Consider the following 18,125-nt stretch of genomic DNA (forward strand, 5'->3'; position numbering starts at 1 on the left):
CGGAAGGAGGGATACGGGCCTTATCCGTTGGCCGTCACCCCGCCCGCGCTTCGCTCGACAGCGTCTTCACGACTCCCCACGCGATTAACGCCTGTCCGGCGAAATAGAACGGCCAGACGAGCCACAGCGTGACCCCCTTCGGCAGCGCGCCGCCCTCGCCCGCGAAGATGAACAGGTCGCTCACCAGGAACAGCATCGCGCCGATCCCCGTGCGATAGCGCGGGAAGCGGCTGATCCACGCGCAGGCCGCCATCGCCGCGACGATCGCGGTATAGGCAAGCGCCGCCCCCATCAGATCCGCGGGCGCGGCGCGCGTCAGGCCCCAGGCGATGAGCAGCGCCAGCGGCACCACCAGCACGGCCAGCAGCGTCTGCGACCGCGACGGGCCCTGCCGCCGATTGCGAAGATAAAGCACGATCGCTATTCCATGCCCCGCCGCAAAGGCCGCCGCGCCGACGAGCATGCCGATCGCATCGAGCATCCAGTCGCCGAGCGCCCCGAAACCGAGCGCGGCCGCGATCAGCCAGCCGTTCGTGCCGCGCGCATTGGCGGCCGCCCACAGCGCGAGGAAACCGACCCCGGTCGCCTTCCACGCCCAGATCGGCGGACCGTCCCAGCGCTGATACACCGCGATGAAAAAGCTGATCCCGCCGATCAGCGCGAGGATCCACAGCCAGCGCGCGCGATCCCAGCTCTGTTCTCCGCTCATCGTCCGCCCCTTTGCATATCGTTGTCTACCGCCTAGAGCATCGCGTCATTGATCGGCTCCATCCCCGATCTCCTGCGCGGCAGACCCCGCTCAAGTCAACGGATAGAATATGGCGACCCACGACATTCACATCATCGGCGGCGGTCTCGCGGGCTCCGAAGCCGCCTGGCAACTCGCCGAGGCGGGGTTCCGCGTCCGCCTGTCCGAAATGCGCGGGGGCGGCGACACGACACCCGCGCATCAAGGCGACGCACTCGCCGAGATGGTCTGTTCGAACAGTTTCCGCAGCGACGACGGCGACAGCAACGCCGTCGGCCTGCTGCACCGCGAGATGCGCGCTCTCGGCTCACTCATCATGCGCGAGGCCGACGCGACGAAAGTTCCCGCGGGCTCGGCGCTCGCGGTCGACCGCGACCTGTTTTCGGGCGGCGTCACCCGCGCGCTCGCCGAACATCCCAACATAACCGTCGTGCGCGAACGCATCGACGCGCTGCCCGCCGAGGGCCTGACGATCGTCGCCACCGGCCCGCTCACCGCCGCGGGTCTCGCAGAAAGCATCGGGGCCGCGACCGGCAGGGATTCGCTCGCCTTCTTCGACGCGATCGCGCCGATCGTCTATCGCGACAGCGTCGACATGGATGTCGCGTGGATGGCGAGCCGCTGGGACAAGGTCGGGCCGATCGGCGACGGCAAGGACTATATCAACTGCCCGATGGACCGGGACCAATATTACGCCTTCGTCCAGGGTCTGATCGACGGCGAAAAGACCGAGTTCAAGGATTGGGAGACCGACACCCCCTATTTCGAAGGCTGCATGCCGATCGAGGTGATGGCGGAACGCGGCCCCGACACGCTGCGCTTCGGCCCGATGAAGGGGGTCGGGCTCGACAATCCGCGCACCGGGCGCTGGCCCTATGCGGTCGTCCAGCTTCGCCAGGACAATGCGCTCGGCACGCTGTGGAACATGGTCGGCTTTCAGACCAAGCTCAAGCATGGCGCGCAGGTCGAACTGTTCCGTACCATCCCCGGGCTCGAAAAGGCCGAGTTCGCGCGGCTCGGCGGCCTGCACCGCAACAGCTTCATCCGCTCGCCCGAACTGCTCGACCCGCAGCTTCGCCTCAAGTCGGCGCCGCATATCCGGTTCGCGGGACAGATTACCGGTTGCGAAGGCTATGTCGAAAGCGCAGCGATCGGCCTGATCGCCGCACGTTTCGCCGCTGCCGAACTGGCGTGCCGCCACCTGCCCCCACCGCCGCCCGAAACCGCGCTCGGCGCGCTGCTCAGCCATATCACCGGCGGCGCAGACGCCGCGAGCTATCAGCCGATGAACGTCAATTTCGGTCTCTTCCCGCCGCTCGCCGACGAAGTGCGCAAAAAGGACCGCAAACTCGGCTATACGCAGCGCGCGGGGCAGGCCCTGGCAGGATGGATGAAGCTGGCAGACGGCGTGGTCGTCGCCTAGGGATCGTTGCGGCGGTTTCGGGGTGGGAAGCGGTCGTTAGACATGCCCTGGTTTCCCCTCCCGCAGGCGGGAGGGGCAGCGAGACTTACGAACTTGTTCGTTAGTCGCAGCGGGGTGGGCCTTTGCACCGTCGCTGCCCACCCCCAACCCCTCCCGCCTGCGGGAGGGGAGATGGACGGCAGCTTCCGGTCGAAAACAGACATCTCCTATCTTCGTCACCCCGGACTTGATCCGGGGTCCATTCGCGCAGCGCTGAGAGAATGGATTCCGGATCAAGTCCGGAATGACGATCCTGCTGGCGTCGCTTATCGGTCGAAACCAGACACTCAATCTCATCGCGCCGCTCAGCAACTGCATTTGGGCTTGGCCGCCGGCTTCGGCGCCGTCGTAGCGAACTCGGCGCGGGTCAGGTCGCCCGACTTGTCGGCATCGGCCTTGGAGAAACGGTCGCTCGTCGCCGCCGCCCATTCCTCGAAGGTCAGCAGATTATCGCCATTCTTGTCGAGCTTGCGGAAAGCGGCGGTGCGCGTCGCCATCATCTCGATCCGACTGATCCGTTCGTTGCGGTCGCGATCGTAGCGATTGAAGCGCCGCTCCTCGCGCGACTCCGCCTTCGCGGCGGGCAATGCCGGCGGCGCCGGGCCGCGCTTCGGTGCTCCCGCGCCCGCAACGGGAATGGCCGGCAAGGTCGGCGGGGGCGCCGGCAGCACCTCTTCCTCGGCGATCTGGCTATACCCCTTCCACACGAACAATCCGCCGGTCAGCAGCAGCGCGCTCGCCACGCCGCCGATCAGAAATCTGGACATCGCCATGGCCTCCCTCCTCACCGTCGCGTGCTAACATGGCGCGGCAAGCAGCGGCAACAAACGCGGTCCTATCGGCCTATATATCCTTGAAACATGGCAGGACCCGTTCCCCGGCGAAAGCCGGGGTCCACGCGGGGCAGCGCCATGCCGGTTGGACCCCGGCTTTCGCCGGGGAACGATGACCTGTCCGAAAGGGGACCATGATCAATCCTGTCGGCGGCAAATATCAATCGGGCGAATTGTTCAAAATCGACTGCATCATTGCTATATCCGATCAATGCAGAACTACCTCCCGTCCCTGAAGCAGATGCAATATCTGGTCGCGCTTCACCAGCATGGGCATTTCGGCCGCGCCGCCGACGCCTGCAACGTCACCCAGTCGACACTGTCGGCGGGCGTTCGCGAGTTGGAAACGCTGCTCGGCCAGACGCTCGTCGAACGGACGCGCCGCGTCGTCCGCTTCACCTCGCTCGGCGACCGCATCGTCGACAAGGCGCACCGCGTGCTGCGCGAGGCCGAGGAACTGGCCGACATGGCGGCGGCGGCGGCCGCGCCGCTGGTCGGCGAGCTTCGCATGAGCGTCATCCCGACGATCGCGCCCTTCCTGCTGCCCGGCCTGCTGCCCCGGTTGCGCAAGGAACGCCCGGCCCTCAAACTCTTTCTGCGCGAGGAGCCGAGCGCGCAGGCCTGCGAGTCGCTGCATCACGGACAGGTCGATTGCGTGCTGCTGGCGCTGCCATACGCCTGCGGCGACGTCGAGAGCGAGGCACTGTTCGACGACGCGCTGTTCGTCGCCTTCCCTGGCGACCAGGCCGAGGACCTGCCTGCGGTCGTCACCGCCGATCAACTCGACCCCGCGCAGATGCTGATGCTCGAGGACGGGCATTGCCTGAAGGATCACGCGCTTGCCGCGTGCAACCGGCCCGAACTGCGCGCCGGCGCGCGGATGATGGGCACCTCGCTCCACACGCTGGTGCAGATGGTCGACAACGGCCTCGGCATCACCATGCTGCCGCAGATGGCGATCGAAGCGGGTATCCTCGACCATACCGGGATCGATACCCGCCCGCTCGCGTCGGATCACGACTGGCGCACGATCGCGCTCGTCTGGCGCAAGGGCAGCCCGCGCGCCGACGAATTCCGCATGCTCGCCGACATTTTTCGCAAGCACCGCGCGAACTGATCGCTGCGCAGCTTTGGTCAATCCATGTGCTTGAGGCCGACGCGCAGATAATCCCAGCCGGTGACCAGCGTCAGCACCGCGGCGCCCCATAGCGAGACGAGCCCGACCGTCTTGATCCACGCCATCGCGGGCAGCGCGCCCGCGAGGATCAGCGCACCGAAAGCGATCAGCTGAAAGGCCGTCTTCCATTTGGCGAGCCGCGTCACCGGCATCGACACCTGCAGGGTCGCGAGGAATTCGCGCAGTCCCGACACGATGATCTCGCGCAGCAGGATGACCAGCGCCGCGATGACGTGCCACCCTTGTATGTCGCGGGTGAAGACGAGCAGCAGAATCACCGCCGCGATCATGATCTTGTCGGCGATCGGATCGAGGAAGATGCCGAGCCGCGACACGGTGCCGCGCGCCCGCGCCACATAACCGTCAAAATAATCGGTGATGCCCATCAGGCAGTAGAGGCCGAAGGCGAAGGCATAGTCGATCGGCAGCGGCTGGTGGCGCGCGGCCTCGTGCGCGCCGGGCCACAGCAGGAACAAGAGGATCGGTACCGCAAGGATCCGCGACAATGTCAGAAGGTTCGGAAGGCTGAGCATGGTTCCTGATTCCCGCCCGCAAAGCGCGACTGTTCCAAAATGGGCTTTGACCCGATCTGCCCTAGCCGATAAGTCCCCCGAGCGACAACCGAATTGCCTGCGGCGGCAGCGTTCGTCGCGCGTTCGGATAACAAGAGTGGGCTTCGCATGACCGGTTCCCTTGCGCTGATGAAGCAACGCCGGTTCCTGCCCCTGTTCGCCACCCAGTTCCTGAACGCCTTCAACGACAATTTCTACAAGATGGCGATGGTGATCCTCGTCACCTTCACCATCTACAAGGACCCGGAGACCGAGGCGTGGTTCAACGCGCTGGCGGGCGGGTTGTTTATCCTGCCCTTCTTCCTCTTTTCGGCGCTCGCCGGACAGCTTGCCGACAGCACCGACAAGACCCGGATGATCCGCATCATCAAGAGCGCGGAAATCCTGATCATGGTCATCGGCGCGTGCGGCATCTGGCTGCACAATGTCCCGCTGATGCTGCTCGCGCTCTTCTCGATGGGGATGCACTCGACCTTCTTCGGTCCGATCAAATATGCGATCCTGCCCCAGCATCTGGAGGCGGACGAGGTGCTCGCGGGTACCGGGTGGGTCGAGGCGGGCACCTATATCGCCATCCTCGGCGGCACCATCGTGGGCGGGCTGACGCCGCCGCACATCGCCATTCCCGGCATCGTCGCGGTCGCGGTGATCGGCCGCATCACCGCCAGCTTCGTGCCGTCGGCCCCGCCCGAGGCCGAAGCGCGGGATTTGGTGATTGATCACAATGTCCTGCGGTCGTCGTGGCAGATTGTCAGTACGACGATGCATATCCCGCGGCTGTTTCTCGCCATCGTGTCGATCAGCTTCTTCTGGGCCATTGGCGCGATTCTCGCCGCGCAGTTCCCGCCGCTGGTCAAGAATGCGCTGGCGGCCGACAAGACCGTCGCGACGATGTTCACCGCCATCTTCTCGGTCGGGGTCGCGATCGGCTCGATCGTCGTCAACCGCCTGCTCAAGGGGCGCGTGTCGGCCCGCTATTCGCCGGGGTCGGTGATCGTGATGGGGCTGTTCGTGCTCGACCTCTGGTGGTCGGTGAAGGGCTGGCCGCACCGCGACGGCAGCCTGATGGACTGGCGCGAGTTCCTGTCGCTGTCGGCGGGCGACCGCATCATTTTCGACCTGCTGGGCATCGCGATCGCGGGCGGGATGTTCGTCGTGCCGCTCTATGCCTTCCTGACCACGACGGTCGCCAAGTCGCAGACCGCTAGGACGATCGCCGCAAACAACATCGTAAACTCCGGCTTCATGGTCGCCGCGACGTTGCTGCTAAGCGTACTGATCGGGATCGGCCTCACCATCGACGACACGTTGCTGATGGTCGCGGCGATGTGCCTCGTCTCCGCCTTCCTGGCCTGGCGGCTCCACAAAGCCTGCGACTAAAGCAGGAACATCATCGTCGCGGTGAAGAAGATCGCGAAGCTTTCGAGGAACAGCCGCAGGTCGCTTCCGCCATCAAACATCGAGTGCGGCCGGCGCTGCGCGGCTAGCGCGGCACGCAGTTCGCCCTGCCAGTCGCTCGGCGCGGCCAGCCGGGCGATCGCGACCTGACGCACGCCGTGCGCGCGCACGCGGCCACGGATGTCGATGCGTTCGTCGGAGTCGAGTCGATCCATGCCGCAACGCTAGGAAATCCCTAACGGCCGGGTAAGGTTAAAAGAGCGTTAACGCGCGCGCTGTCCCGCGACGGGACGCCGCCGCCTCAACGCGGCGGGCGGATTCGGACCGAGCGGCGGTCGCTGGCGCCCGCTTGAAACGGCTCGCATCGCTGCGGGCGCATGCGCGGCCCAAGGCACAGGCGCACCTCGTCGAGCCAGCCGTCGCGATCGATCGCCACCGCGACCATCGGCGCGGCAATGCCCTTGTTGGCGGTGGCGAAGGATTGGCGGATGGTTTGCGCGGTTTGTGGCGTTGCGGCGAGCGCCGCCATGTCGGGAAAGCGCACCGCGCCGAACAATATCTCGGCGGCGCGGAAATAGGCGGCGGGGTGCGGGCTCATGCAGGTGCCGTGCTTCGCCCATTCGTGCTGGAGGAGTTGCGCCGACGGCGTCATGCACAGATGGCGGCGCAGCACCGGCGCGGGCACGACCTTCGCCGGACGGCACCATTGCGGATAGGCGGGCCCGTCGGCTTCGGGCCACAGGCCGTGCAGCACCCAGCCGAAGCGGCCGCCCTCGCCCGAACATTGGAAGCGGTCGCGCGCGCCCTTCGGATCGCGGACGCGCGCGCAATGCTGCGGCGACCAGCTCATGGCGAGCAGATAGCCGCCGATCTTCGGCGTACGCACCGGCTCGCCGCGCGGCGGCTTTTCCACGCGCGGAACGGGGATGCGGTCGGGAATCGTGCAGGCGGGCGCCCGGGCCTGGGCGACGGCAGGGAACAGCGCCAGGGTCAGCGCGACGGCGCTAGGCCAGCGCAAAGTCGAGCCCGATATCGGCGGCGGGCGCCGACTGGGTCAGCCGGCCGACCGAGACATAGGTGACGCCGGTCGCGCCGATCGCGCCGATGGTGTCGAGCGTCACGCCGCCCGACGCTTCGGTCGGGACGCGCCCCGCGACGATGGCGACGGCCTCGCGAAGCTGGCCGGGGGCCATGTTGTCGAGCAGCAGATGCGTCGCGCCCGCTTCGAGCGCGGGGGCGACCTGATCGACGCGGTCGACCTCGACGATGATGGTCGCAATCCCGGCCGCGACGGCACGGCGCACCGCTTCCTCGACCGACCCGGCGACCGCGACATGATTGTCCTTGATCATCGCGGCGTCCCACAATCCCATGCGGTGATTGGTCGCGCCGCCCATGCGCGTCGCATATTTTTCGAGGATGCGCAGGCCGGGAATCGTCTTGCGCGTATCGAGCAGCACCGCGCCCGTCCCGGCGAGCGCATCGACATAATGGCGGGTCATCGTCGCGATTCCCGACAGATGCTGAACGCTGTTCAGCGCCGAACGCTCTGCGGTGAGCATCGCGCGCGCATTGCCCGACAGGCGCATGAGCGGCGTCCCCGGCGCCACCTGCGCGCCCTCCTCCACCAGTATCTCGATCGTCATTGCCGGATCGAGTGCGCGGAAGAAGCGTTCGGCGATCGGCAGGCCGGCGACGGCGATCGCGTCGCGGCTGTTCATCACGCCATCGAAACGCGCGTCGGCGGGGATCACCGCCTGCGAAGTTATGTCGCCGCCGCTGCCGAGATCCTCGGCAAGCGTGGCGCGGACGAAGGCGTCGAGGTCGAAGCCGGGAAGCGTGAAATCGGTCATGGCCCCCGCGATAGTGGCTGGGCGGGGCAAATCAACTCGATGTTGCATCTTTCGGACGCAGCTCCCTCCCGCAGGCGGGAGGGAGCGGACGCCGATTCAGGCCACCGTCGCCTTGACGATCTTGCCCGGCTCGCGCGGCGGTTCACCCTTGGGCAGGGCGTCGACATTCTCCATGCCCTCGATCACCTCGCCCCAGACGGTGTACTGGTTGTCGAGGAAACGGGCGTCCTCGAAACAGATGAAGAACTGGCTGTTCGCGCTGTTCGGATTCTGCGCGCGCGCCATCGAGCAGACGCCGCGCACGTGCGGTTCGGCGTTGAATTCGGCCGGCAGGTCGGGAAGCGTGCTGCCGCCCATGCCGGTGCCGGTCGGATCGCCGCCCTGCGCCATGAAACCGGGGATCACGCGGTGAAAGACGACGCCGTCGTAGAAGCCGTCTTTCGCGAGCGTCGTGATGCGCTCGACATGCTGGGGGGCGAGGTCGGGGCGCAGGCGGATGACGACATCGCCGGTCGACAGCGACAGGGTAAGGGTCTGTTCGGACATAGGGAGGCTCCTGTGAGTGGTTTGCCAGCGCCATAGCGGGCACCGGCCGCGATGCCACGCATTAATTGCGGTCCGGACCCGCCGCAGCGCGTGCGCGGCGTTGCCATTACCCGGTTCGCGGACTAGGGGGAGGATCGGCCCGCCGGCGACGAGCGCCCGCAAGCAACAGGGAGGACCGCGATGGACAAACGCGAAGAATCCCTGCCCCCCCATGACGCCCCGACCGCGACCATCGACGACCGCGAGCATGATCGCGATCCCGCGCCGCGCGAAGCCGAGACCGAGCTCGACGAGGACGACCGGCTGAGGCCCGAATTCGTTCGCGACGTCATCGACCTGGTCGAGGCGGGCGAGGATGAGGCGGCGCGCGAGCGCATCGGCCGCCTGCACCCCGCCGACATCGCCGACCTGTTCGAGCTAGTATCGGACGAGGATCGGCCGTCGCTCGCCCGCGTCCTCGGCGACATGCTGTCCCCCGACGTGCTCGCCGAGATGAACGAGCATGTGCGCGAGGGGCTGATCGACCTGCTCGCGCCCGAACAGGTCGCCGAGATCGCGTCCGAACTCGACACCGACGACGCGGTCGCGATCATCGAGGATCTGGAGGAAGAGGAACAGCAGGCGGTCCTCGACGCGATGGAGCCCGAGGACCGGGCCGCGATCGAAGAGGCGCTGTCCTATCCCGAGGAGAGCGCCGGGCGCCTGATGCAGCGCGAGTTCGTCGCGGTGGCCGAGCATGTCACCGTCGGCGACGTCATCGACCGGCTGCGCGAGGATCGCGAACTGCCGACCGATTTCTGGGAAATCTTCGTCGTCGACCCGATGCATCGCCCGGTCGGCACCTGTCAGCTCAGCTGGATCATGCGCACCCCGCGCGACATCGCGATCGGCGACGTGATGAAGCGCGAGCAGACGCTGATTCCGGTCGACATGGATCAGGAAGAAGTCGCGCTGCGCTTCCAGAAATATGCGCTGATTTCGGCCGCGGTCGTCGACCGCGCGGGCCGCCTGGTCGGCGTGATCACCGTCGACGACGTCGTCCACATCATCCAGGAAGAAGCGGGCGAGGACATATTGCGGCTGTCAGGCGCCGGCGACGGCGACATCAACGAGCCGATCCGCGAAACCTACAGCGCGCGCGTGCGCTGGCTGATCGCCAATCTGGGCACCGCGCTCGTCGCATCGAGCATCGTCGGGATGTTCGGCGGCGCGATCGAACATATGGTCGCGCTCGCGGCGCTGATGCCGATCGTCGCCGGGGTCGGCGGCAATGCGGGCACGCAGACGCTGGCCGTCACCGTCCGCGCGCTGGCGATGAACCAGCTCACCGATTCGAACAGCTGGCGCGCGGTGTTCCGCGAAATCAAGATCGCGCTGCTCAACGGCGGGACGATCGCGCTGATCGCCGGGACCGCCACGGCATTATGGTTCGCCAATCCGGGGCTCGGCGGGGTGATCGCCGCGGCGATGATCGTCAACATCTTCGTCGCCGGGGTCGCCGGGGTCGCAATCCCGCTGCTGCTCGACCGGCTCGATCAGGACCCGGCGGTCGCCAGTTCGATCTTCGTCACCATGACCACCGATTCGATGGGGTTTCTGGCATTCCTGGGGCTCGCGGTGGCAAGCGGGCTCACCACGCTCTGACATCGACATCGGGACTCCACGCGGCGAACCCACGCGATGCGAAACCACGCGATGCGAAGCCGCGCGATGCAAAGCCACGCGATTCTGGGATTTCCGGAAAAATTTTCATCCCGACACTTTTTTCGGGAACTCCCGCCCCATTCACGGGTTTCCCTTTCGAGCAGCGGTCAACGCCCCCCCGCAGCGCTGCTCAGCAACATTGGCCCGGCCCGCATTCCCTCCCCCCCCTCGAAGCGTGCCGGGCCATTTTGCATCAAGACCCGTAGAGGTGGAAAATGACGACGCGTAACCGTGCTATCCTTCTTGCCCTGCTTGCCAGCTTTCTGGTCGCTGCCTGCAATACGGTGAAAGGGGTCGGCCGCGACATCGAGTCGGTCGGCCAGGCCGGCAGCGACGCCATCCACTGATCGGCGGGAAGCTTACCCCCTATGCCTCTTCGAGAGGTTCGACAGGCGCCGTTTCGGCGCCTGTCTTGCGTCGGCGCTGGGTGAACCAGATCGCGAACAGCGACAGTTCGTAGAGAAAGACCAGCGGTACCGCGAGCAGCAGCTGGCTCAATATGTCGGGCGGCGTGAAGACCGCCGCGACCGCGAACGCCGCGACGATCATGTAGCGGCGCGCCGAGACGAGTTGCTCGCGCGTCACCAGCCCCGACCGTTCGAGCAGCATCAGCAGGATCGGCAGCAGGAAAGCGATGCCGAACGCCATGATGAACTGCATGATGAAGCTGAGGTAATTGCCGACCGATGGCAGCGCCTCCTGCATCACGCCGCCGATCTCTCCCTGATAGCCGAGCAGGAATTTGAGCGCGATCGGCACGGTGATGAAATAGGCGAAGCAGGCGCCGACCGCGAACAGCACCGGGGTCGCGAACAGAAAGGGCAGCAGCGCACGCTTTTCCTTGCGGTAGAGGCCGGGCGCGACGAATTTCCAGAGCTGGTTGGCGATCACCGGGAAGGCGATCATCATCGCCGCGAACAGCGCGACCTTGATCTCGACGAAGAAGGCCTCGAAAAGCTGGGTATAGATCAGCTTGCCCTGCCCCGCCGCGACGAGCGGATGGACGAGGACCCCGAAGATCGGGCGCGCGAAATAGAGGCAGACCCCGAAAGCGAGCCCGATCGCCACCAGCGATTTGAGCAGGCGCGAACGCAATTCGATCAGATGGTCGAGCAGCGGCATCTTGCCGCCGGCACCATCCTCGTCATCGGCGGTCACGGGGGCCTCGACGGTCATGGCAGCGGTCCGCCCGGCGGCGGCACTTCGTGCGTTTCGCGCGGCGTTTCGGGCTTTGTGGTTGCGGCGGCGTGATCGGGATTTTCGGGAGCGGGGCTATCGGGTCCGGGGCTATCAGGTCCGGCGCCCGCGTCGTCGCCCTTCGCCTCCGGAGGCAGCGTCGTCGCCGGAAGCATCGTCGGCGCGTCGACGCCGTCGATATTCGGAAATTCGCGCATGATCGCTTCATTCTGCGCGCGCCACTGCTTTTCGAGTTCCTCGAGTTCGGCCTCGCGCATCATCGTGTCGAGCCCGGCGCGAAAATGGCGCGCCATGCCGCGCGCCTTGCCGACCCACTTGCCGACGAAGCGCATCGCCTTGGGCAGGTCCTTCGGGCCGATGACGACCAGGGCCACCACCACGACGAGCAGCAACTCGGTCGGTGCAACGTCAAACATGGCTCAACCCAATCCCGCGCCGGTCGTAACGGCCGGGGTCAGCGGTTTTCGGTTTCGGCTGTCGGGGTCGGCGTCGCGTCGGGCGACCGCTGTCCGTCGATCTGCCGCGGCGCGGGGCGCGCCTCGTCGTCGTCGGCCATGCCCTTCTTGAAGCTCTTTATGCCCTTGGCAACATCGCCCATCATGTCGGAAAAACGGCCCTTGCCGAACAGCAGCAGGACGAGAATCCCGACCACCAGCCAGTGCCAGATGCTGAAGCTACCCATCTATCGTCTCCTTGAGGTGCCTCATCTAGGCATCTTCGCCGTCTTTGACTAGGTCCAGCTCGTCCATCGCCGCTTCGAAAGCAAGGTCGACGGGGTCGAGCAGGCCCGCGGCACGCAAATCCTCGATCCCCGGCAAATCCTTCCGGCTCGCCAGCCCGAAATGCTGGAGGAAGGCGTCGGTGGTCCGGTAGATCAGCGGCCGGCCGGGCACTTCGCGCCGCCCCGCGGGGGCGATCCATTCGGCCTCCATCAGCACGTCGAGCGTGCCTTTCGACGTCTGGACGCCGCGGATCGCCTCGATCTCCGCGCGGCTGACCGGCTCGTGATAGGCGACGATCGCGAGGACCTCGGCCGCGGCGCGCGACAGCTTGCGCGGGTCGTCGCGTTCGCGGCGGAGCAGGTGGGCGAGGTCGGCCGGGGTCTGAAAATGCCAGTGGCCGCCGCGCTCGACCAGTTCGATGCCGCTGCCGGCGTGACGCTCCGCGATCGCCGCGACGATCGCGCGCACCGCGCCCGGCGTCGTCTCGCCGCCGAGGCGCGCCGCGACCTGCCGCGCGTCGAGCGCCTCGTCGCTGGCGAACAGCATCGCCTCTATCGCGCGTTCGAGGTCGTCGATCATGCGCCTGCTGCCTTCAGATAGAGCGGTTCGAACGCGCCGTCCTGCCGCAGGTCGATGCGCCCCTGCCGCGCCAGTTCGAGCGCGGCGAGGAAGCTCGACGCGATCGCCGAGCGGCGCAGGGGTCCGTCATAATCGGCCGGCAGGAAATCGGACAGTTCGGCCCAGTCGAGCCGGACGCCGATCATGCGTTCGAGATGCTGGAGCGCCGCGTCGAGCGTCACCACCGGCCGGCGCGCGACCATGTGCACGACCGGCTCGGTCCGCAGCTTCACCTGGCCGTAGGCGGCGAGCAGGTCGTAGAGGCTGGCGTCCCAGCGCCGCTTGCGGACGTCGTGCAGCCCCTCCGGATGCGGGCGCAGAAAAACGTCGCGGCCGACGCGGTCGCGCGCGAGCAGCCGCGCCGCCGCTTCGCGCATCGCCGCGAGCCGCTGAAGCCGCAATTGCAGGCGCAGCGCCAGTTCGTCGGGCGACGGGTCCTCCGCCGGGTCCTTCGGCAGCAGCAGCGCCGACTTGAGGTAGGCGAGCCACGCCGCCATCACCAGATAATCGGCCGCGACCTCCAGCTTCAGCGCGCGCATCTCGGCGATGAAGGCGAGATATTGCTCGACCAGCGCGAGGATCGAGATCTGCCGCAGATCGACCTTCTGGCTGCGCGCCAGCGTCAGCAACAGGTCGAGCGGCCCTTCCCAGCTGTCGAGCGAAAGCTGGAGCGCATCCTCGCGCTCCGTTGCCGCCGGCACGACGTCATAGGCGAGCGGCAGTTCGTCCACCGGCGCCTCAGGCCACCGCGAGAAGCGCGTCGCGCTGGTCGACGAGCAGGTCGAACGCGCGCGGGTCGTGCGCGCCGGCGATCCGGTCCATCGCACCTTCGAGCCGCGCCAGCGACGCCGGGCCCATCGGATCGAGCGCCTGCGCGATGCCGACCATGTCGTCCATCTTCGCCCAGCAGTTGAGCGCGATGTCGCACCCCGCCGCGATCGCCGCCGCCGCGCGCTGCGGCACGCCGCCCGACAAGGCCTTCATGTCGAGGTCGTCGGTCATCAGCAGGCCGTGGAAACCGATACGCTGGCGGATCACATGGTCGATGACGAAGGGCGACAGCGTCGCGGGCCGGTCGGCGTCCCAGGCGTCGAAGACGACGTGGCAGGTCATCGCCATCGCGGCATCGCGCAGCGCCGCGAAGGGCGCGAGATCGGTCTGGAGGTCGTGATCGGACGCGGTGACGACCGAAAGCGCCTCGTGCGAATCGAACCGGGCGCGGCCGTGGCCGGGGATATGCTTGACGACGCCGAGCACGCCGCCCGCCTGCAATCCGCCGAGGATCGCGCGGCCGAGCGCGGCGACGCGCATCGGCTCGCTGCCCAGCGCACGGTCGCCGATGACGTCGCTCGCCCCCGGCTGGCGCACGTCGAGCAGCGGCAGGCAGTCGACCGTGATGCCGACCTCCGCCAGCATCACCGCGAGCGCCATCGCGTTGAGCCGCGCCGCCTCGATCGCGCTCGCCGGCGCGCGCTCGTACAGCGCGTCGAAGGCCGCGCCGCTGGGGAAATCGGGCCATTCGGGCGCCTTCATGCGCGCGACGCGCCCGCCCTCCTGATCGATCAGGATCGGCAGCGGGTCGCGGCCGTCGAGGCTGCGCAGATCGTCGGTGAGGCGCCGCAGCTGGTCGCGATTCGCGATATTGCGGCCGAACAGGATGTAGCCCGCGGGCTGGCTGTCGCGGAAGAAGGCGCGCTCGTCTTCGGTCAGGGTCAGGCCCGACAGGCCGAAAATAGCGGGTATCATCGTGCGTCAACCTCCATCGGTCGGCGCCCCCTCATGCGGCAACCAGATCGAGCATCATGCCATAGCCGCGCCGCCGAACCAATGCCGCGTGCGGCGGGGCGGGTCGATTCAGCGGACGATGACGCAATTTTCGCCGGCAACGCGCAATTTTCCGCACAGGCCGGCCGCATTGGCCGCCGTTCCCGCCGAAACGCGCAGGCGATAGACGGTGCTGTCGCCGACCTTCGCCGGCGAGACCGAGCGATTGAGCTCCGCAAGATAGGCGAAACGCTTCGACAGGTTCGTCCACGCCTTGGTCGCCGCCGCCTCGCTGCTGAAGGCGCCGAGCTGGACCATCGTCGTGCCGCCGGGCGCAGGCGCCTCTTTCGCCGTGTCTTCGGCGGTCTTGACCGACATGGCGGCGGGCTTCGGCTTGCCCTTGTCGGCGGCCGCGATGCGCGCCGCCTCCGCCTTCGCGGCCGTCGCCTTGTCGGCGCTGGTCTTTGCAGCGGCCGCCCTGGCCGCCGCTTCGCGTTCGGCGGGAGTCACCGCGGGTTCTTCGGGCATGCGGCTGGGATCGACGCGGCCCGCGGGCTCGGCCCCCTCGCTCGCGGCGAAGCTGGCGTCGCCTTCGCCCTCGAACGTCCGGGCGGCATCGTTGCTCGGCACGACCTTGTAATCGCCGTCCTGCGCAGCGATCAGTTCGCCCTTGCCGCGCGCGCCGCCGTTCTGGATCCACCACAGGCCGCCGAGCACGGCGCCGATCAGCAGCAGCCCGCCGAGCACCATGACGAGCAGGCGCACCGGCGACACTTCGCCGTCATCCTCGAAATCCTCCGCAGCCTCCAGCCAGGGCAGGCGATCCTCGCCCTCCAGACCCAGCCCAGCGTCCGTCTCTTCGGCCATCACAGCATCTCCTCGAGCGCCTCGACCCCCATCAGGTGCAGCCCGTTGCGGATAACCTGCCCGATTCCGTCGGCCAAATAAAGCCGCGTCGCGGTCAGTTCGGCGTCCTGCGTCAATATGATACGCGCCTCGGGCCGGTCGTTGCCCATGTTCCACCACGCGTGGAAGGCGGCGGCGACCTCTCCGAGATAAAAGGCGATGCGGTGCGGCTCGCGCGCCGCCGCGGCCGATTCGACGATGCGCGGGAACTGCGCGAGCAGCTTGACGAGACCGAGTTCATGATCGTCGAGCCGCACCGGGTTCGGCGCCGCGGGGGCGATCCCCGCCTCCGCGAGCTTGCGCTTGAGCGAGGCGATCCGCGCATGCGCATATTGGACATAGAAGACCGGATTGTCGCGCGACGCCTCGACCACCTTCGCGAAATCGAAATCCATCTGCGCGTCGGCCTTGCGCGTCAGCATGGTGAAGCGCACCGCGTCCTTGCCGACCTCGTCGACGATGTCGGCGAGCGTCACGAAATTGCCCGCGCGCTTCGACATCTTGAACGGCTCGCCATTCTTGAGCAGGCGGACCATCTGGACGAGCTTGACGTCGAAGCGCGTCTTGCCGCCGGTCAGCGCCGCGACCGCGGCCTTGATGCGCTTGACCGTTCCGGCATGGTCGGCGCCCCAGATGTCGATCAGTTCGTCGGCATTCTGCGCCTTCTGGTAATGATAGGCGAGGTCGGCGCCGAAATAGGTCCAGCTTCCGTCCGATTTCCGGATCGGCCGGTCCTGATCGTCGCCGAAACGCGTCGAGCGGAACAGCGGCAGTTCGACCGCTTCCCAATCATCAGGCGTCTCGCCCTTCGGGGCTTCGAGCAGGCCATCGTAGACGAGATCATGCTCGCGCAGCCACGCCTCGGCCGCGGCGGGCTTGCCCGCGGCCTGCAATTCAGCCTCCGACGCGAAAAGGTCGTGATGGATGCCCAGCTTGGCGAGGTCGGCGCGGATCATGTCCATCATCGCCGCGACGGCGACCTTGCGGAACGGCACCAGCCATTCGCTTTCGGGCGCCGTCACGAAGCGGTCGCCATATTCGGCGGCGAGGCTTTCGCCGACCGGCTTCAGATAGTCGCCCGGATAGAGCCCTTCGGGAATCGCCCCGATCGCCTCGCCAAGCGCTTCGCGGTAGCGCAGGTGCGCCGAGCGCGCGAGCACGTCGACCTGCGCGCCGGCGTCGTTGACATAATATTCGCGCGTGACCCGATGCCCGACATATTCGAGCAGCGCGGCGAGCGCGTCGCCGACGACCGCACCGCGGCAATGGCCGACGTGCATCGGGCCGGTGGGATTCGCCGAGACATATTCGACGTTGACGCGGCGCCCCGCGCCGACCGCCGACCGCCCGTAATCTTCGCGCTGCGCGTGGACCAGCGCCAGTTCGGCGCGCCAGCTTTCGTCGGCGAGGCGCAGGTTGATGAAGCCGGGACCGGCGACGCTCGCCTCGACCACCTCATCGAGCGCGCCCAGTTGCTGCACGAGTTGTTCGGCGAGCGCGCGCGGGTTGGTCCCGGCCGGCTTGGCGAGCACCATCGCCGCGTTGGTCGCGACGTCGCCGTGCGACGGATCGCGCGGCGGTTCGACGCTGATCGCACCGCGGTCGAGCCCGGCGGGCAGCGCGCCCTGCGCGACGAGCGCATCGAGCGCGGCGTTGATATGGTCGGAAAAACGGCTGAACAGGGTCACGGCATCGGGCCTATCTTGGGTCGGACGGAATGGAGCGCGCCCTACCGCAGCTTGGCGGGCGCGAAAAGCCCCGCGTCGCCCGGACCGGGGCGCTGGCGCGGGCGGGGGCGCGGAAGGCCGGCGAACGGCGCCGCGGCGGCGGCGCGCGCCCTATCGTCGGACGTTGTATTCGAGCTGGTCCTGCGTGAGCTGGAAGCCGACGAGCAGTTCGAAGCTCGAACGCTGGACGGCGGCGCGCACCTCGGGCTGGCTGAGCGGGTCGATCGCGGCGTCCTGATCGCCCGCCTTGCGCTTGCGGGTGATGCGTTCCTGAATGTCGGCGGGCAGGGTCGCGGCGGCCCGGTCGACATAGGCCGACGCCTGGCCGTGGCCGACCGCGCGCGTCTGACCGGCGGGGAAGGTCACGCTGACCTGGCCCAGCCGCTTGGCGACGATCGCGGTGCCGCCCTGCACGACGGTCGCGAAATAGGGGAGCGTCACCGTGCGTTCCGCCCCCGCGTCGCGGCGCGTCGCGACGACGTCGAACGACGCGAGCTGGAACACCTTCTCACCGCCCTCGTTGCACTGCGGCGCGAGATTGGTGATCGAGGCGACGACGTCGATCGCGCTGGCGTCGCGGCTGGTCGTCGGGTCGAACAGGGTGATGTCGCCGGTATGGAGCGGCACCGCCACCGCCGGACATGTCGAGCGCGTCGCGGTGATGCCGACGCCGGCCGACACGTCGATCTCGTTGTCGCCGGCGCAGCCAGCCACCATCGTCAAGGCCGCCGCCCCGCAGAGCATCGTCATTGTCTTACGGAGCGAAGGCGAAATGGGGGTCATGATGATCGAGCTTTCCAAACGGGTGCGGCGGGACGGACAATCTCGCGCCCTAGAGCACTGAACGATTAGATTGAATCGTTCAGTGCTCTAGGGCGTGTGGGGATTCATCTTGCAA

At 67.4% G+C, this 18,125-nt stretch carries 21 protein-coding genes; 5 read left to right on the forward strand and 16 right to left on the reverse strand.

Features of this window, described 5'->3' with window-relative positions:
- Positions 1-34: 34 nt before the first annotated feature.
- Positions 35-709, reverse strand: a complete 675-nt coding sequence (locus tag SGR02S_RS05505) for a lysoplasmalogenase family protein (protein WP_067106480.1) — start codon at positions 707-709, stop codon at positions 35-37.
- Positions 710-818: 109 nt separating this feature from the next.
- Between SGR02S_RS05505 and trmFO the strand changes: the two genes are divergently transcribed.
- Positions 819-2,171: a methylenetetrahydrofolate--tRNA-(uracil(54)-C(5))-methyltransferase (FADH(2)-oxidizing) TrmFO gene (gene trmFO / locus SGR02S_RS05510; protein WP_067106482.1), complete on the forward strand. Its 1,353-nt coding sequence runs from the start codon at positions 819-821 to the stop codon at positions 2,169-2,171.
- 344 nt (positions 2,172-2,515) lie between these two features.
- On the opposite strand, the gene SGR02S_RS05515 is transcribed toward trmFO, so the two are convergent.
- Positions 2,516-2,977, reverse strand: a complete 462-nt coding sequence (locus tag SGR02S_RS05515) for an EF-hand domain-containing protein (protein WP_067106531.1) — start codon at positions 2,975-2,977, stop codon at positions 2,516-2,518.
- A 277-nt stretch (positions 2,978-3,254) separates the two neighbouring features.
- Here SGR02S_RS05515 and SGR02S_RS05520 point away from each other — a divergent pair, with 277 nt between their 5' ends.
- On the forward strand, positions 3,255-4,160 hold the full coding sequence (locus SGR02S_RS05520) for a hydrogen peroxide-inducible genes activator (protein WP_067106484.1): 906 nt from the start codon (positions 3,255-3,257) through the stop codon (positions 4,158-4,160).
- A 17-nt stretch (positions 4,161-4,177) separates the two neighbouring features.
- Here the strand turns inward: SGR02S_RS05520 and pgsA are convergent, their stop codons facing one another.
- Positions 4,178-4,753, reverse strand: a complete 576-nt coding sequence (gene pgsA / locus SGR02S_RS05525; protein WP_067106486.1) for a CDP-diacylglycerol--glycerol-3-phosphate 3-phosphatidyltransferase — start codon at positions 4,751-4,753, stop codon at positions 4,178-4,180.
- A gap of 147 nt (positions 4,754-4,900) precedes the next feature.
- On the opposite strand from pgsA, the gene SGR02S_RS05530 reads away from it, so the two are divergent.
- Positions 4,901-6,172 (forward strand): MFS transporter, encoded by a 1,272-nt coding sequence (locus SGR02S_RS05530; protein WP_067106488.1) that lies wholly within the window; start codon positions 4,901-4,903, stop codon positions 6,170-6,172.
- Here the strand turns inward: SGR02S_RS05530 and SGR02S_RS05535 are convergent.
- The 4 genes from SGR02S_RS05535 to SGR02S_RS05550 all read right to left on the reverse strand — a co-directional run bounded on the left by SGR02S_RS05535 (position 6,169) and on the right by SGR02S_RS05550 (position 8,589).
- Positions 6,169-6,405 (reverse strand): hypothetical protein, encoded by a 237-nt coding sequence (locus SGR02S_RS05535; protein ID WP_067106490.1) that lies wholly within the window; start codon positions 6,403-6,405, stop codon positions 6,169-6,171. The two genes, SGR02S_RS05530 and SGR02S_RS05535, sit on opposite strands and share 4 nt — an antisense overlap.
- 86 nt (positions 6,406-6,491) lie before the next feature.
- Positions 6,492-7,208, reverse strand: a complete 717-nt coding sequence (locus tag SGR02S_RS05540) for a ribonuclease T2 family protein (RefSeq protein WP_067106491.1) — start codon at positions 7,206-7,208, stop codon at positions 6,492-6,494.
- On the reverse strand, positions 7,195-8,043 hold the full coding sequence (gene nadC, locus SGR02S_RS05545; protein ID WP_067106492.1) for a carboxylating nicotinate-nucleotide diphosphorylase: 849 nt from the start codon (positions 8,041-8,043) through the stop codon (positions 7,195-7,197). Before nadC ends, SGR02S_RS05540 begins: the two co-directional genes overlap by 14 nt.
- A gap of 96 nt (positions 8,044-8,139) precedes the next feature.
- Entirely contained in the window at positions 8,140-8,589 is a 450-nt protein-coding gene (locus SGR02S_RS05550) for a peptidylprolyl isomerase (RefSeq protein ID WP_067106493.1), read from the reverse strand.
- Positions 8,590-8,769: 180 nt separating this feature from the next.
- Here SGR02S_RS05550 and mgtE point away from each other — a divergent pair, with 180 nt between their 5' ends.
- Both mgtE and SGR02S_RS05560 read left to right on the forward strand, forming a co-directional pair.
- Positions 8,770-10,233: a magnesium transporter gene (mgtE, locus tag SGR02S_RS05555; RefSeq protein ID WP_082796976.1), complete on the forward strand. Its 1,464-nt coding sequence runs from the start codon at positions 8,770-8,772 to the stop codon at positions 10,231-10,233.
- A gap of 275 nt (positions 10,234-10,508) precedes the next feature.
- Positions 10,509-10,640 carry an entericidin A/B family lipoprotein gene (locus SGR02S_RS05560; protein WP_067106494.1) on the forward strand — a complete coding sequence of 44 codons (132 nt, stop codon included), beginning with the start codon at positions 10,509-10,511 and terminating at the stop codon, positions 10,638-10,640.
- Positions 10,641-10,659: 19 nt separating this feature from the next.
- Here SGR02S_RS05560 and tatC read toward each other — a convergent pair whose 3' ends face one another.
- The 9 genes from tatC to SGR02S_RS05605 all read right to left on the reverse strand — a co-directional run bounded on the left by tatC (position 10,660) and on the right by SGR02S_RS05605 (position 17,977).
- Entirely contained in the window at positions 10,660-11,469 is an 810-nt protein-coding gene (tatC, locus tag SGR02S_RS05565) for a twin-arginine translocase subunit TatC (RefSeq protein WP_067106496.1), read from the reverse strand.
- Complete coding sequence (tatB, locus tag SGR02S_RS05570) at positions 11,466-11,906, reverse strand: Sec-independent protein translocase protein TatB (RefSeq protein WP_067106497.1); 441 nt, start codon at positions 11,904-11,906, stop codon at positions 11,466-11,468. The genes tatC and tatB overlap by 4 nt, the downstream gene beginning before the upstream one ends.
- 38 nt (positions 11,907-11,944) lie before the next feature.
- Positions 11,945-12,172: a twin-arginine translocase TatA/TatE family subunit gene (locus tag SGR02S_RS05575; RefSeq protein ID WP_067106498.1), complete on the reverse strand. Its 228-nt coding sequence runs from the start codon at positions 12,170-12,172 to the stop codon at positions 11,945-11,947.
- A gap of 25 nt (positions 12,173-12,197) precedes the next feature.
- Entirely contained in the window at positions 12,198-12,791 is a 594-nt protein-coding gene (gene scpB / locus SGR02S_RS05580) for an SMC-Scp complex subunit ScpB (RefSeq protein ID WP_067106503.1), read from the reverse strand.
- Complete coding sequence (locus tag SGR02S_RS05585; RefSeq protein WP_067106537.1) at positions 12,788-13,561, reverse strand: segregation and condensation protein A; 774 nt, start codon at positions 13,559-13,561, stop codon at positions 12,788-12,790. Before SGR02S_RS05585 ends, scpB begins: the two co-directional genes overlap by 4 nt.
- A gap of 7 nt (positions 13,562-13,568) precedes the next feature.
- On the reverse strand, positions 13,569-14,576 hold the full coding sequence (gene nagZ, locus SGR02S_RS05590) for a beta-N-acetylhexosaminidase (RefSeq protein WP_067106505.1): 1,008 nt from the start codon (positions 14,574-14,576) through the stop codon (positions 13,569-13,571).
- A 108-nt stretch (positions 14,577-14,684) separates the two neighbouring features.
- A complete protein-coding gene (locus SGR02S_RS05595; protein WP_067106508.1) occupies positions 14,685-15,461 on the reverse strand; it encodes an SPOR domain-containing protein in 777 nt (258 codons plus the stop codon).
- Positions 15,461-17,188 (reverse strand): arginine--tRNA ligase, encoded by a 1,728-nt coding sequence (gene argS, locus SGR02S_RS05600; protein WP_067106512.1) that lies wholly within the window; start codon positions 17,186-17,188, stop codon positions 15,461-15,463. The genes SGR02S_RS05595 and argS overlap by 1 nt, the downstream gene beginning before the upstream one ends.
- A gap of 150 nt (positions 17,189-17,338) precedes the next feature.
- The gene (locus SGR02S_RS05605; protein ID WP_255211396.1) at positions 17,339-17,977 is read right to left on the reverse strand and encodes a hypothetical protein; all 639 of its coding nucleotides are present in this window, start codon (positions 17,975-17,977) and stop codon (positions 17,339-17,341) included.
- Positions 17,978-18,125: the final 148 nt, after the last annotated feature.

Origin of the sequence: Sphingopyxis granuli NBRC 100800 (assembly GCF_001591045.1) — a bacterium.
In the GTDB taxonomy this organism is placed as follows: Bacteria; Pseudomonadota; Alphaproteobacteria; order Sphingomonadales; family Sphingomonadaceae; genus Sphingopyxis; species Sphingopyxis granuli.